This window comes from Actinomadura sp. DC4 (assembly GCF_030406325.1).
In the GTDB taxonomy this organism is placed as follows: domain Bacteria; phylum Actinomycetota; class Actinomycetes; order Streptosporangiales; family Streptosporangiaceae; genus Actinoallomurus.
This window is the reverse complement of the sequence record NZ_JAUEQY010000023.1, coordinates 178,076-192,778: the sequence shown is the minus strand read 5'-3', so window position 1 is coordinate 192,778 and position 14,703 is coordinate 178,076. Positions and strand designations below refer to the sequence as shown.

Genomic DNA, 14,703 nt, shown 5'->3' with positions numbered 1-14,703 from the left:
CGCCGCACCCACCCCTCAAGCGCAGCCCGCTCCTCATCGGTCAATAACAACTCGGCCTTCGGCCGCCCTGTACGCGCCACCCACCGAGCCTACACATATAAACAGAAATTAAGACTCAGGACACTAGAGACCCTTCGGGAAGTCCAGTAGCACAAATCTCCACAACGGCCAGCCGGTGACGATTCCCTCATCCCGTACGGGTCGCGGCTGCTGTGGTCGACCTCGCCGCATCTTCGGGGGTTGGCGCTGGTTATGGATTGGCGCGAGCGAGAACACACCCATACTCGGCGCGTAATGAGGTTCGATCGCCCGGCGAGAATAATACGGCCGTCACCGGCACCGTTCCCGATCGTCGCGGACCACGCCACCTACCTCGCCTGGGCCACCGGAGCCTTCCGCCTCATCACCAACGGCGTCTGTCCCGACACCAAGATCCACCCGCATGTGCGTGCTATGCCGAGTTCGCCATCGACGACCTCGACGCCGACGTCATCAGCCTGGAAGCCGCGCACTCCCCACATGCAGGTCACCGCCGAACTCGCCACCACCCGAGGGGGGACCCGGCGTCTATGACATCCATTCACCCCGCGTCCCGAGCGCCGCCGAGGCCACCGATCTGCTGCGCAAAGGCCTCGAGGCCATCCCCGCCGAACGCCTGCGGATCAACCCCGACTGCGGCCTGAAGGCCCATGGCTGGCCCGAGGTCCGCACCTCACTACAGAACCTGGTCACAGCGGCCCGCACGATCCGCGACGGACCACCCGCCACGACCGCCTAAACCAGCTGAACCGCCGGGGCGAGCCATCCGCGCCGTCCCGGCTGTTCGGTGAGCTCGTCATTTTCCCCCACCGCTAGTCGTCAGAGGCGTTCGGATCTCATGCGGTCATGGTCCATCGCAAGATGGCCCCGGGTGTTAGCGGCGGCGCCCGGCCAGGAAACGTAAGCGGGTGGCAATGGTCACCAGGCGTGATCCGCCTACGGCGCCGAACGCCTCTCCGGCCCGTCCCGTGCAGTTCGTATTGGCGTTGGCCGAGGCCGCCAGACCGGATCCTTCGAACTAGTCGTTCTGGGCCGGCTGCCCAGCAGCCACAACACCCCGCTTCGCGCGGCCGTCCTCTCCGCCCTGTTCCCTCCTCGGGAGGCCGCGAGCTGGGCCTGGACAGCGAGGGCGGTCGAGCCGGGATCGAGTACGGGGTATTCCAGATATCATCCCTGCGGTGCCGGGGAGCACCTCGGAGAACGTTTGTCTCCCATGGGAGACAGAGGACCGTCCCCGCCGTGCGCGGGGAGCACTTCGTGGCCGGCACGGCGCCCAAGATGGGCCTGGGGCCGTCCCCGCGTACGCGGGGAGCACGTCGCCCAGTCGAAGTCGGCGTTCCCGCCGTTGGGACCATCCCCGCGCGCGGGGAGCACCGGAGCCGCCACACGAACCACGGGATGAGCAGGGGACCATCCCCGGCGTGCGCGGGGGAGCACCCCTCACGAACGATGCAGAACGCGGTGATCTCGGGACCATCCCCGCGTGTGCGGGGAGCACTACGACTCCGACACGGGCTGGGTCGACCTGACGGGACCATCCCCGCGTGCGCGGGGAGCACCGCCGAACGTGACGTTGACCTCACGGGCGGGGGACCATCCCCGCGTGCGGGGAGCACCTACCGCAGGCGGGACACAACAGCTCCCCATCGGGACCATCCCCGCGTGCGCGGGGAGCACTGACCCCCAAGACTGAGACGGACCCGATCGAGGGGACCATCCCCGCGTGCGCGGGGAGCACGAACTCCATGCTTTAATCCGGAAACGGAGCTAGGGACCATCCCCGCGTGCGCGGGGAGTACGCCCCGCGGGCAGGCCTCTACCTCGTCGCCGGGGGACCATCCCCGCGTGCGCGGGGAGTACGGCGTTGAATCGGGCCATCATGAGGTTTCCGAAGGACCATCCCCGCGTGCGCGGGGAGTACTCCGCCGTCCTAGATCCGCTGGCCTGGATCCGGGGACCATCCCCGCGTGCGCGGGGAGTACCCGTCACCGACCCGTCCTTGCCGGCCCGTGCGGGGACCATCCCCGCGTGCGCGGGGAGTACGGCTGTGACCTTGAAACCGTGCACGGTGAGCCGGACCATCCCCGCGTGCGCGGGGAGTACAGCCAGTCGGCGAGTCCCTGAGTATTAGGGCCGGGACCATCCCCGCGTGCGCGGGGAGTACCCTCAGTGACCTGGGGCTTTCCGGAGCCGGGTGGGCTGGATTTATCACTTTCTTCGATTTGGGCATTTCGGGCCCCGGTGTAGTCCGGCTTAGTTCTTGCCGTAGCGGCGACGTTTGGATGCGTTGCTCCAGCCTTTCGGCGGGGGGCTGGTGGCGGTGACGGCGGGCCGTTGTTTGGGGCGGCGGAGCAGGGTGATGCCTTCGTGGTCGATTGGGTGCCATTTGTGGTCCCAGGTTTCGAAGGTGAAGCCCTGTTCGTTGTCGGTGGTGTACGCCAGCAGGGCCCGGCCCGTCGCGGCGTAGTCCTTGACCTCGTTCCACAGTGCGTGGCGGATGCGGGCTGATGGGCCGCCGATGAAGACGCCGGGTGCGATTTCCATGAGCCAGCGGGTGAGGAAGCCGCGTAGGCCGGCCGGGCAGTTGGTCAAGACGATGACCGTCACCAGTCCGGCCATCCCCAGTTGCGGCCCGCGTCCACGTCGGTTCCGTGGTCGGTTTGGAGGGTGACGCGATCCTGATCGGGGTCGGCGGGGTCGGTCTCGGCGTCGGGGAGCAGGAGGCGCTTGACGTCGTTGACGCATCGCTTCAGCAGGCCGATCTCGTTCACGCGGTCGCGGATGGCGCGGCGGGTGCGTGAGCCCACATCTTCGGTGTCTTCGGCGGCGACCTCGAACGCGACGGGGATCGCGATCTCGGTCTTGTACAGGTCGGCGATGTCCAGGACGAACGCGAGCTCATGGCCTGAGTGGATGAATCCCAGGCCCGGGACGCAGCCCAGGGCGGTGATCGTGGTCTGGGCGATGCCGTACATGCATTGGGCGGCGGCGGTGATGGCCTGGTTGGCGGGGTCGCCGGAGGTGAAGTCGCCTGGGGTGTAGTGCCGGCCGTCCCAGGTCAGGCCGGTACGTGCCGCCTCGGCGCGGTAGCGGTCCTTGACGCGCCGGCCTTCGCGGCCCAGGAGTTCCTGCCGGGTCAGGCCGGCGGTGTCTTCGCCGGGGAACCGTAGCCGGTACATGGCGCGGGCCACGTCCAGACGGGTGCGCCTGTTCGCCCATGCTGTGGCCTGGGCTTGGGCGAGTGCGGCTGAGCGGGTGAGGGCGCGGCCACCGGCGTAGAAGCGGACGCCGCGTTCACCGACCCACACCACGCCCGCTCCGGTGTCGCCCAGCAGGCTCATCGCCTGGTGGGTGACGCGGGTGCCGGGGCCGAGCAGCAGGGTGCCGATGGTCGCGGACGGGATGTGCGTCACGCCGTCGGCGTCTTCGGCGGTGATCGCGTTGTCCTCGCGGTGCAGGGTGCAGCGCTCGAGGTAGATGAAGGAGATCCGGTCGGCCATGCGGGTGAGTTCCCAGGCCGAGGACGCGCCGCGTTCGCCGATCGTGGCCATGGTCAGGCTCGCGCGAGGGTCATCAGCCCGCAGCCGTACGCTTTGGCTCGGCCGATTCCGCTGGTCAGCGTGCGGCGGAACGTGTCGGGGTCGGTGATCTCCAGTCTGCCGTCGAAGGTGGCGGTGGCGAGTGAGACCGGGCGTGTGTTGCCTTTCTTCTTGAACGCGATCTGTCGGCGATCATGGACGATCAGTTCGTGGACGTCGCCTTCGGTCAGGCGGCGTTCCTGGGGTTTTTCCGCGATCGTGAATCCGGCTTTTTCCTGGCGGTCCAGTAGCCACTGCATCTGATGGCGGGGGGTGACGTGTGCTGTGACCTTGGTGGGTTCCTTGTCGGTGCGGCGGATGCTGTGCACGGGGTTGGCGGTGAGGCGGAAAGCCCACCGGTCGCCTTTGGTGAGGCGGGACAGGAACGGGGCGTATTCCAATGTTTGCCAGCCGCCGGTGGTGGGCCAGCCTGCCTGTTCGACGAGGTGGGTGAGGTCGGGCTTGTCCGGGCTGACGATGAACAGGTGGGTCTCGGCGTTACTGTTGCGGTCCAGCCGCCACAGCACCCGGGGTCCGTCTGCGTTTTGTGTGGGGGGTTCGGCGAAGGAGGACAGGACCGCGGCGTGCAGCATCTGCGGGGAGGACAGCAGCCGGCGGGCGGGGACGCGTTGGGTGTTGACGCGGAAGCGAGTCAGGTACATCACGTGCCTCCCAACACAGATGTCGGGTCGTGGTCGGGGATCGAGACGGCGGGGCGGGCGCAGGGGTTGGGGATGTTGACGTGGTCGGTGAGGACGCCGCGTAGTGCGTAGCGGCGGTGCCGAGGGTCGAAGCTAAGGGGCTGGTCCCGCAGGCTGTCGGCCGGGCCGTCGGTGGGACCCGCCTCGATGCGGGTCTCCAGGTCGACGTGGGTGTGCCGGTGCCGGCGCTGATACCAGGTGGCGGCGCGCCACTCTTCCTCGGCCAGTGCTTGGCTGAGAGTGCGGTCGTGGTGGACGCCGAGGTCGATACGCCTGGCGGGTGGGCAGGATCGGCGCCCCAGGTAGGGCAGGAAGACCGGAGCGCGAATCGCGTCGTGCAGGGTCTCGATCAGGTCTGTGTCGCCTTCGAGTGCGGCGAGGAATACCGCGTCGGCGAGGTAGAAGCGTTCGGAGACCGGCATGGATTTGCCGGTGTCGAAGTGCTGGGCGGTCTGATAGTCCCGGATCATGCTGCCGGGCTGGTCGATGCGGATCCCGAAGCGGAGGGCGGCCAGGTCGGTGAGGTCCGTGCTGCGGTCCCGGCCTAGGGCTGCGGCCATCAGCCCGATGACGCCGCTTTTGGTCGGGGCTGGTTCGGTGGTGCGCCGTGCGAAGCGGGCCGCGGCGCCCCAGGACTGCAGGGGCCCGGCGAGCTGCATCATCATGACGCTCATGCTTGATCCTTGACGCGCTGGGCGACTTCGGTGCCGATCGCGTCGATGAGTTCGCCCAGCGCCAGTTCGGTGCCGAGCCCGGTCAGCGGGTCGGTGTTGGCTCCCACGCGCAGCACCCAGGTGCGGGCGTCGTCGTCGAGGCCGTAGGCGTGTTCGACCTGCGGGATGTAGGCGGCGAGTCGTTCGCAGGCTTGACGCAGGTGACCGCCGATCTCCTGGTCGGCGCGGCACGGCTGTTCGAATGCCGCGACGAGGTTGATCGGCCGGGAGCTGCGGAGCTTGATGATGACGGCGTCGGGGAGGGTGTGGTTGCCGAAGGTGTTGAGCTTGCCGGTCGGCAGGGAGGTGATGAACCCTTCGGTGAACGCCTCCACGGCGCGCCGTACCGGGTCGGTGAGCGGTTCGTCTTCGCGTAGGCCCTTGCCGAGGTTCTTTCCGAGCAGGTCGACGTCGACGGCGGCGTACCGATACAGGGTCGCGGAGTTGAACTCCACAGTGCCGATCATGCCGGCGCCCAGGTCGTCGGTCTCGCGGTTCTTGCGGTCATCGACGGCGGTGTAGTAGTCGGACTCGTTGTCGGCCTGGTGGACGCTGATGGCGTGCGCGACCTGGGCGGCGGCGTCGACGTTGATGTCGGCACCGTCGGCGACCATCCGGCCGAACAACGCGATGTCGACCGAGTGGCCGGTGTTGGCGACCTGCCGCGCCCGGGTCTTGTTGTCCTTGTCCTTGAAGTAGGCCTTGACGTCGTCGCGTGCTTCGATGGCGACCTGGGCGAGACCGTCGAGTTGGCGGGCGCTGAGGAACATCAGGTACTTCGATTCCGGTGCCGCCTGGTCCGCGTCGGTCTTCGCGGACGCCTTGCGCTTGGGTGTCTCGATCTTGGATCCGGTCGCGGACTGGATCGTCTCGGCCGCCAGTGCCCACGCCTGGGTCTCTTCGATCGAGGGGTCGTGCACGCGGATCCGATCAGCCAGCAGTTCGGCCACGCGCTTGGTGCGCACGCCCAGGTCTCGGGCGTCGAGGAGGCCGTCGAACGCGCGGCGGGTGGCGCGTTTCCACGCCTGGCTGGACACCCGCGCGCGGCGGACGCCCCCGTAGACGGCGGTCTTGGGGCTGCCGGTGTCATCCCGGTTGAGGTTGGAGGGCGGGACGGTCTGCAGGATGTGCAGCTCAAGGATGGTCCGGTTCGTCATGAGGTCTCCTCATCGGTCGTGGGCTCGCCGTTGCCGGGAACCTGAGTGGTGGATCCGGTGGTGGGCGGCTGGTAGGCGTGGAAGCCGCGGCCCCAAACCCGGCGGACCTGGGTGAGGCCGCCGGGCAGTTGCGCGCGGTACAGCTGGGCGGTGAGCTGGGCGTAATCCAACGGGATCGATTCGGCGCGCAGCAGCTTGACCATGCCGCGCAGCCGGTCGGCCAAAATCGCGGCGGTGGAGGAGGCACCGATCTGGGCGAACCGTTTGCGGATCGGCTCATCGACCTCCTCGCCCATCAGCCGACGCACCGCAGCGCCGAACGCGGCGCCGGGCTTGTGCATGTCGCGGTCAGGGCGGGACTGTTGATGCAGCGCGTACAGCGTCAGCGCGAGGAACAGGGCCGCCTCGGCGCGGGATGCGGCGGTCTCATCGGTTTCCAGCTGTGGCGCCTGCCGGTACAGGCGGTCGGTGCCGGTCAGGCCCCACAGCTCCGGCACGTCCGTGGGGAGTTTGCCGGCGCCGCGCCGCAGCTGGGCGAGCATCGCCACGGCCGAGCCGACGTCGTTGCGGTAGCCGCGCTGCAGTTCGGTGATGTAGGTCCCGGCGACCTCTCCGACGACATCGCCGACATGGCGTCGCTGCGTGGCCGGGGCAGGGTTGGTCACGGTCATGACCTCCGTCGATGGCCGGCACCGATGGGGTGACGGCAGGATGGTGGTGGGGTTGGTCAGGCCGCCGGTTCGTCACCGGCCGGAGCCGGTGCTGCCTCGCCTGGGTCGGCCGCGGCGGGAAGGGCCTTGCGCAGACGGATCCGGAAACTCAGGTCAGCGCGGGAGGCGGTCAGCCACAATTTCTGGCCGGCCCGTGTCTGGATGATCCGCCCTTCCCAGGCGGCGTCCCCGGCCTCTCCTACCAGCTGATCGGCCAGCCGTAGGACCGCCTGACGCGCCAGGCGCTGCCAGTCCGCCCGGCGCTTGGCCGGGTCAGCGCCAAGGGTGAGCTTGGCGAGCCAACCGCGGAACGGGCCATCCAGCGTCTGGAAACCCAAGGCCCGTGCGGTGTCTCTACGCGGGGTCGGGTCGGCGCCGGCGGCGTCGGCCAGGTCGGCGGCCAGATCACCGAACGCGGTCACTGCCGCTTCGGCGTCGGTGACGGCGTCGATCGCGGTCTGGCCCAGCCGGTCGTCGTCTTTGTGCAGCAACACCAGTGGCATCGCCACCGCATCGTCGACGACCTCGTCGATGACCGATTGCTGGGTGCCGTAGATCGCGCCGATCAGCCGGGCCCGGATGAGGAAGGTCGCCGGGAGGTCTCCTTCGACGCTGAGGCGGGCCGCCCAGTCCAGCACACGGGGCCGTACGATCGCCGCGGCCTCAGCGCGTTGTTCGGCTCCGGGGACCCGGCCGGCGACCAGCGCGCCCAGGCCCCGCCACGCGCTGCGGCTCGGATCATGGATCCGCGGCAGATACACCTGCGCCAGGCCGGTCTGCTTCTCCTGCGCCGGGCTGCGCCGCCAGGCCGTCATCGGCTCGCACCGATGCCGGTTCTGAGCGGACTGCGGGTCACCGTAAGCCAGCACCACCCCCCACGCCCCGTCGGCGTCGAAGTGCAGGCGGACCCGCCGGGACTGCCAGGTGTACAGGTCCCGTGGGCCCGCGGGCCGCCCGGTCAGCACCGGCGTCTGCCCCGGCCCGGTCGGGTCGTGGCGCCAGGCGGGCCGATCGCTGCCGGGGTCGATGCGCAGGGTGTCGGTGTCGAAGGCCATCAGATTCAACAGGAGTGTCTCCCGCAGATCGTTTCCTTCGACGAAGACACCGCCGAGGTTTCCGGCCCATCCGACGCCTTGGGGGTAGACCTTGCCGCCCTTGACGCGCCGGTCCCCGACCGCGCCGGTCTTGATCCCGGAGGTGTCATAGGCGTGGGCGTGCACGAGCCAGCGCGCGGCCTCGGCGAAGCTCAACCGGTCGGCGCCACGAGCGCGCATCGTGAAGAACGGCTCGCCATTGGGCACGTCGGCGACGATGCGATCCAGGGAGAAGACCTCGTCTTGAGCGGTTCGCAGACCCGCAGTCTGGAAGAAAGGCGTATCCGGGTGCAGCAGATCGAATCGGCTGCGATGCCCCCGGAGATAAACGGCGATGCGGTCGGCCGGAACGCCCGTGTCCCATAGTTCCTGCCATGCCTCCAGGTCTTCGGGGCCGTCGATAGCGTCGTGCAGGATCGCCAGCAGCAGCCGCAGCAACGCGAACTCCTGCGTCGCCACATCCCCGACAATCCGTCGCAGGGATTCCGCTTGAGCGAAAACAGCGTTAAGGGACAGTTCCTCCTCGGTTCCGTTCAGACGCTGCACCGGCACCCACGCCGATTCGGTCAAATCGAACGAAAGCCCTAAATCTGTGGAAAGCTCACTCGGCATTGGCGACCTCCAGGCCATCGGCTTGGCTATAGCGAAGGTCATAGCCTGCCAAACGGGTCTGACAGTTTTCATCCAGGAAGAGAATCAGCTCCCCGGCCAGCCAATGACTTTCCTTGGACTGCCACGCCGGGACGCATTCGGCTTCCAGTTCGGCGATCGCGCGATCAAGCACCTCCGGGATCGAGAACACGAACGGCAGCCGGAGGCCGCAAGCAGCCACCGTTCGGGCATCCCGGGAATCTGGGACCGTCTCGGTGGGCAGTTCCCGGCCACCGCGGCCCTTGGTCAGCCACGGCACCGTCACCACCGACCCGTCCGCCCGACGCTGGACGACCAGCACCTCCAGCGACTCGCGACTATCACGGACCTGCGCCCGGCCCCGCCGAGTGTCATCGGCATCCCCGACCCCCGCCTCGACCCAGCCGAGGAGACTCCGCCCAGGCCGGCCCACCGGGTTCAGCCGGAAAGCATCCGCCTTCTCCTGCTGCCTGCCCTGACGCTGCTCGTGCCGTGTCCGCGCCGCGTCCATCGCCGGCCGCCACTCCGGCGGCCCCTGCGAATCCGGCCCGTAGGCGCGCTGCACCAGCGGGCTGATGTCCTCGGGCAAGGCAACGACGTCACCGGCCGGGCCCGTCCCTGACAGGTACGGCTCCAGCACCGCCGCCGAACGCAGCAACGCGTGCAGCCCGTACACCCGCCGCGAACCGTCCACCGGCTCCACCGGCACCGCCGCCCAATCCGCGCCGGTCAACAGACACCGGGCCACCCTCAGACGCTCCGGCCGATCGGCGTGGTCCTCACCGCGCCGATGCCGATGCAGCCGCCCCATCCGCTGCAACAGCAGATCGACCGGGCACAGATCCGTCACCAGGAGATCGAAGTCGATGTCCAAGGACTGCTCGGCGACCTGGCTGGCCACCACGATCTGCGTTGCCGGTCGGCGAGTGTGCTCCCCCGGCGGCCCGAACCGAGCCAGCAGGTCCGCGTCCTTATCCACCCGATCCAGATCCAGGAAACGAGCATGCGCCACCGTGACCTGATCCGGCCCGAAACGCCTTCGCAGCACGGCAGCGGCCTGCAGGACCCGGTCGACGGTATTGCGCACCACCAAAACGCACCCGCCACCCTCCAGCTCAGCCTCGAGCCGGTCGGCCAGAACGTCCAGATCATCGCTAAAGCGCTCCAGTCGTACATCGGTGCGCCGGCCGGACGGCTCGACCTGCTCCAGCCGCACGCGCCCGCCCGGCTCGACCACGGTCAGCAGCGGATATCCATCCGCCGAAGCGACCTCACCCAAACCCGCGTCCAGATCGGCGCCCGGGCCCGCGTAGGCCTGTGCGAGCTCTTGGCGGCGCATGGCCGGCAGCGTCGCTGACAACACCACCACCGGCACCCCGTACGCGCCCAGCCACGACAACACCCGATCCAGATAGGAACTCATGTAGGTGTCATACGCATGCGCCTCGTCGATGATCACGACCTTCCCCGCGAACGCGAGGTGCCGCAACGCCAGGTGACGAGACTTCAACCCCATGAACAGCAACTGGTCGATCGTGCCGACCACGAACGACGCCAACAGCGCCTTCTTCTTCCCCCGCAACCACTGATGCGCCACCAACTCCGCCGACAAGACCCGCCGGCCATCACGGTGACCCCACTCATCACGGCCGCCGTCCACATCCACCGCGCTCACCCGCCGCCCCGAACGCATCAGCCCGGCGAAATCCTCGTTTAACGCCGCCTTCGAATGCGCCAGCAACACCGACCGCGCACCCGGCTCGCTACGACCGTCCGGCAGCCGATCCAGCCAATCCAAAAGCCGGGGGAACATCGCGTTCCCCGTCGCCATCGTCGGCAACGCGATCACACATCCGCCCGCACCCGAACGCGCCGCGAAGATCTCCGCGACCGCCAGCGCCGCCTCGGTCTTGCCCTCTCCCATCGGCGCCTCGATCACCATCAGACCAGCTACCGGCATCCCTTGTGCCAGCTCAACCGCACGCAGCTGAACCGGACGCACACGCGCACCCCGCGGCATGACAAACCGCGAGAAGACCAACACGGCGGGATCCTCCGGCGGCTCGACCGCCTCCCACGGGCGCGGCAGTCCCAGACCATTCCATGCCGCCTCCACCCGCTCCCGGTCACCTTGGCGCGCCGCCTGCGGGAAATACGGAAACAGCTCCGCGTTGCTGGCGATCCAGTCAGCGACGATGACCACCGCGCTCAGCAGCACCTGCACCGGCTGCGACAACTTCACATCCCGCCACGCAGGCAAGCGGCCAGCGACCCCGCACTCCTGCGCGCACGCATCCAAGAACTCAAACTGCACATCCCGCCACGCCGCCTCACACCCCGGCGAACGCAACAACTCCGGATGGACGTTCAACGCCTGAACATCAAGCCTCTCCGGAGGCACCCCATGATGCCCACCAACGACGACCGCCCACTGCAACGTCACCGACCGAGACCAACCACACCGCTCCATCAACCACTGCTGCAACAACATCTGCCCCGCCAGACCATGCGGCGCGAGCCCACGATCAACGAACTGACGCAACGAAGGCATATCCAACCCCGCATCCCGCATGCCCTGAGCCAACGACTCGACCTGACACGCGAACGCCGGCGTTGCCTTACCAACGTCATGCACAGACGCCAGCCAGATCACCAACCGACGTGCGTCCTCCACCCCACCCGCAAACGCATCACCCAACACGGCCCGAACCGAACCAGGCAACCACTCATCCCACAACATCCCCGCCACTGCGGCACTGTCCGCCAAATGCCGCCACAACGGCAACCAACCATCGGTCGCCCGATCATGCTTCGCCCACACCGCACGCGCCGCAGCCGACAATCCACCAAACCGAACAGATACGAGCTCCCCGTTCCCCACAAGCACATCTAAACGCACATCCCGAACCCACAACATCAAATCTCACTAACTCACCCACACCACCAACGATGCAGTCCACAAACAAGTCAGCAGGGCTTTGGTGGTGAATGAACGAAACATTAATTACCTGAAACTATGTCCGAATATCAACTTTAGTCAGATTCGTCCCTTCTTTCAGGTGACAGCTAGATCACCGAGTGCGGCCCCACACACACGGGATGTTTCCAGCTCAACATGCTGGCGCGGGATGATCTCGGACCTCGTCCTGGTGGGACCCACCACGCGCGAGCGGGGAGCACTTCGCGGACAAGAAGGCCGCGGCGCGCTGGTCGGGACCATCCCCGCGTGCGCGGGGAGCACAGCGCGTCACGCGGATATCCGTACGGATCCGTAGGATCATCCCCGCGTGCGCGGGGAGCACGCCATGGCGACGTCGTCGAAGATGACCTCCGTGGGACCATCCCCGCGTGCGCGGGGAGCACGGGCGAGGGCGGCGGTGAGGCTGAGGATGAGCGGGACCATCCCCGCGTGCGCGGGAGCACAGGGCGTGCTCGTTCTCGGCGCCCTTGATCGAGGGACCATCCCCGCGTGCGCGGGGAGCACCTCTATGACCTGGGGTCTTCGAGCATCAAGTGGGGCTAATTTCATTACTTATATTGATCCGGTCATTTCCGACACCAGTGTCGAGCCGCTAAGCCTTGGCCACAAGCGACAGCGATCGGACACTTGACTCCCGTCCGTCACGGAAAGGTCAGCAGCAAGTCACCACTGCACGGTGATCCACGCCGTTCAACACGGACAACTCCGCCACCCGACGAGACGACCAACCATGACACGCAACCAGCCACCCCCGGCAACAGCAACCGACCGAGCCGATCCATACCAACGAGCCCACGACCGTATACCTCCCCGAAACCAGTCACCCCAGCCCCAACTCCACGCGCGCCGACCACTGCATCAGTAACCCACAGACACTGGGGAACGGCAGACCCCATCGATAGACTCCAAAGAACAGCGAACGACCCGACACCCCGGCTTAATATGGGCGACCTGTACAAAACTAGGAGATATGTCCGGTTCCATGAAAGTAATGAAAACCGGCTTTCGCGCCTCGTAACTCCGCAGGTCAGCGAGTGTGCTCCCCGCGCACGCGGGGATGGTCCCTTCTGCACGACCTTCGCCGGCCAGGAGTCCTTGTGCTCCCCGCGCACGCGGGGATGGTCCCCACCGCGCAGGACCACAGCGCCCCCGGCCGATGTGCTCCCCGCGCACGCGGGGATGGTCCCCCCACGAGGGTTGCGCCGATCACGATGACGGCGTGCTCCCCGCGCACGCGGGGATGGTCCCGGGACGTCGCAGGACTCGGACAAGCTCGCCGTGTGCTCCCCGCGCACGCGGGGATGGTCCCGGCCGTTGGATCATGGTTGAACTGCCTCATGAGTGCTCCCCGCGCACGCGGGGATGGTCCCGTCACCGGCTACCGGCTGCCCGCCAGCTACAAGTGCTCCCCGCGCACGCGGGGATGGTCCCGGGTTCTCCCCACTCGCGGAAGCTGAGCCGAAGTGCTCCCCGCGCACGCGGGGATGGTCCCAGGGACAACCGGGTCCAGCTCGTTGAGCGTCCGTGCTCCCCGCGCACGCGGGGATGGTCCCGGCGGGAGGTCGACGCTGCGGCGTGAGTCCTCGTGCTCCCCGCGCACGCGGGGATGGTCCCGCCACCTGCCCAGGCGGGTCGGCCAGCGTCATGTGCTCCCCGCGCACGCGGGGATGGTCCCCGCAGCGAGCAGACCGGCCGACGCAACCGCTCGTGCTCCCCGCGCACGCGGGGATGGTCCCGGCGTTGCTTGGTGGCGGATTCTTTATCGGAAGTGCTCCCCGCGCACGCGGGGATGGTCCCCGCGACCCCCGTGCTCCCAAAGCACGTGCTCTGTGCTCCCCGCGCACGCGGGGATGGTCCCCAGCAGCGCAACCGCATGCCCGGACAGGTCCGGTGCTCCCCGCGCACGCGGGGATGGTCCCTGCCAGTCGGGGCCGTACCGACCGAGGCGCGTGTGCTCCCCGCGCACGCGGGGATGGTCCCACGCTCAGGTTCCGGAACTCCTTCGCCGCGTTGTGCTCCCCGCGCACGCGGGGATGGTCCCGACGACACCGGCAACGAGGGCGAGTACCTCACGTGTTCCCCGCGCACGCGGGGATGGTCCCTCCCTCCTGATGGGCGCCACGGTGGCCGGCGTGTGCTCCCCGCGCACGCGGGGATGGTCCCCGTCCGCGGCCGACGCCTGGCCGCGGACCTTCGTGCTCCCCGCGCACGCGGAGATGGTCCCTGACCGACGACGCGCAGACGAGTCCTCCCCGATCGAGAGCCGGGACGGCGATCAGGTCACGACGCTTCTCCACGCCTACGCGCGGTTCTCGCTGATCCGCGCGGCGCTGTCGTACGACGCTGTCGTCATGACCGAGCAAGTACGCCCCGCTCACCGCCGACGTAGGACAAGGTCAGCAGGCAAGACCATGGGCTCAACTGTCCAGTCACCCCTCGGACACAAGATCCGTCCCGAGTTTCGCAAGGTCAGCGACTCGGGACGTTCTCATTTCTCTGGCCGAATCGTCTGTGATACCGCTGGTGATACTGATCATGGATTCAGGCCCCCGAAACCAGGGCCGCGAACGTGTCCGCCGCGTCCCGTTGGTTGCCCGGCAAGACGTGCGCGTACACGGTCAGGGTCACGGTCGGTGACGCGTGTCCGAGCCGCTCGCTGACGACCTTCACCGGGACACCCTTGATCAGGAGCAGCGTCGCGTGTGTGTGCCGCAAGTCGTAAAGGCGAATCTCCGGCAGCGGCTCGGCGTCCTGCTTCTCCTCGCCGAGGTCACCCCTCGCGCCAGGATCGCATCTGATACCTCACCGCACTCTCCAATGCTGCATTCGTTTAAAATCGGTCGCTCTATCGAGTCAGCAACCATCGTCTTTCTCCTCGGAGATCAATCGAGCTGCATCTTCTGCGACCTCATTCCAGACCTCGACACCCTCGACGTCGAGCGCTTGCGCGAGCGCCCTGCGAACCTCACTTATCGGTCGCCCTCGATGTGTTGCCCGGACCCCTTCAAGAGCCGTCCGATATTTTTCCAGATACTCCTGAATCTTCGGCATGGCTTCGCCATACCCACCAGTACTCGCCATCTCCATCTCCATATAATCCA

Annotated in this window: 11 protein-coding genes and 2 CRISPR repeat arrays; of the genes, 1 reads left to right on the top strand and 10 read right to left on the bottom strand. The window is 67.7% G+C overall.

Translation table 11 applies throughout. The features are described 5' to 3' along the window. Positions 1-442: 442 nt before the first annotated feature. Positions 443-778 carry a hypothetical protein gene (locus tag QWU11_RS32480; protein ID WP_290118299.1) on the top strand — a complete coding sequence of 112 codons (336 nt, stop codon included), beginning with the start codon at positions 443-445 and terminating at the stop codon, positions 776-778. A 1,514-nt stretch (positions 779-2,292) separates the two neighbouring features. Here QWU11_RS32480 and cas2e read toward each other — a convergent pair. The 10 genes from cas2e to QWU11_RS32430 form a co-directional block, all read right to left on the bottom strand. Beyond that, entirely contained in the window at positions 2,293-2,646 is a 354-nt protein-coding gene (cas2e, locus tag QWU11_RS32475; RefSeq protein ID WP_290118298.1) for a type I-E CRISPR-associated endoribonuclease Cas2e, read from the bottom strand. Next, positions 2,643-3,590, bottom strand: a complete 948-nt coding sequence (gene cas1e, locus QWU11_RS32470) for a type I-E CRISPR-associated endonuclease Cas1e (protein WP_290118297.1) — start codon at positions 3,588-3,590, stop codon at positions 2,643-2,645. Before cas1e ends, cas2e begins: the two co-directional genes overlap by 4 nt. 2 nt (positions 3,591-3,592) lie before the next feature. Further along, complete coding sequence (gene cas6e / locus QWU11_RS32465; protein ID WP_290118296.1) at positions 3,593-4,279, bottom strand: type I-E CRISPR-associated protein Cas6/Cse3/CasE; 687 nt, start codon at positions 4,277-4,279, stop codon at positions 3,593-3,595. Next, on the bottom strand, positions 4,279-4,992 hold the full coding sequence (gene cas5e, locus QWU11_RS32460; RefSeq protein ID WP_290118295.1) for a type I-E CRISPR-associated protein Cas5/CasD: 714 nt from the start codon (positions 4,990-4,992) through the stop codon (positions 4,279-4,281). The genes cas6e and cas5e overlap by 1 nt, the downstream gene beginning before the upstream one ends. After that, positions 4,989-6,188 carry a type I-E CRISPR-associated protein Cas7/Cse4/CasC gene (cas7e, locus tag QWU11_RS32455; protein WP_290118294.1) on the bottom strand — a complete coding sequence of 400 codons (1,200 nt, stop codon included), beginning with the start codon at positions 6,186-6,188 and terminating at the stop codon, positions 4,989-4,991. Before cas7e ends, cas5e begins: the two co-directional genes overlap by 4 nt. Continuing rightward, positions 6,185-6,859, bottom strand: a complete 675-nt coding sequence (gene casB / locus QWU11_RS32450) for a type I-E CRISPR-associated protein Cse2/CasB (protein ID WP_290118293.1) — start codon at positions 6,857-6,859, stop codon at positions 6,185-6,187. Before casB ends, cas7e begins: the two co-directional genes overlap by 4 nt. Positions 6,860-6,915: 56 nt before the next feature. After that, positions 6,916-8,604, bottom strand: coding sequence for a type I-E CRISPR-associated protein Cse1/CasA (casA, locus tag QWU11_RS32445; RefSeq protein ID WP_290118292.1), 1,689 nt, complete (start codon positions 8,602-8,604; stop codon positions 6,916-6,918). After that, positions 8,594-11,443 (bottom strand): CRISPR-associated helicase Cas3', encoded by a 2,850-nt coding sequence (gene cas3 / locus QWU11_RS32440; RefSeq protein ID WP_290118291.1) that lies wholly within the window; start codon positions 11,441-11,443, stop codon positions 8,594-8,596. Before cas3 ends, casA begins: the two co-directional genes overlap by 11 nt. Before the next feature lie 330 nt (positions 11,444-11,773). Further along, a CRISPR array of direct repeats spans positions 11,774-12,106; the repeat unit is 29 nt; unit sequence GGGACCATCCCCGCGTGCGCGGGGAGCAC. Positions 12,107-12,637: 531 nt separating this feature from the next. Beyond that, positions 12,638-13,826: direct repeats of the CRISPR family, unit length 29 nt; unit sequence GTGCTCCCCGCGCACGCGGGGATGGTCCC. A gap of 317 nt (positions 13,827-14,143) precedes the next feature. Continuing rightward, complete coding sequence (locus tag QWU11_RS32435) at positions 14,144-14,401, bottom strand: tyrosine-type recombinase/integrase (protein ID WP_290118302.1); 258 nt, start codon at positions 14,399-14,401, stop codon at positions 14,144-14,146. Positions 14,402-14,455: 54 nt separating this feature from the next. Next, positions 14,456-14,695 (bottom strand): hypothetical protein, encoded by a 240-nt coding sequence (locus tag QWU11_RS32430; RefSeq protein ID WP_290118290.1) that lies wholly within the window; start codon positions 14,693-14,695, stop codon positions 14,456-14,458. Positions 14,696-14,703 lie beyond the last annotated feature (8 nt).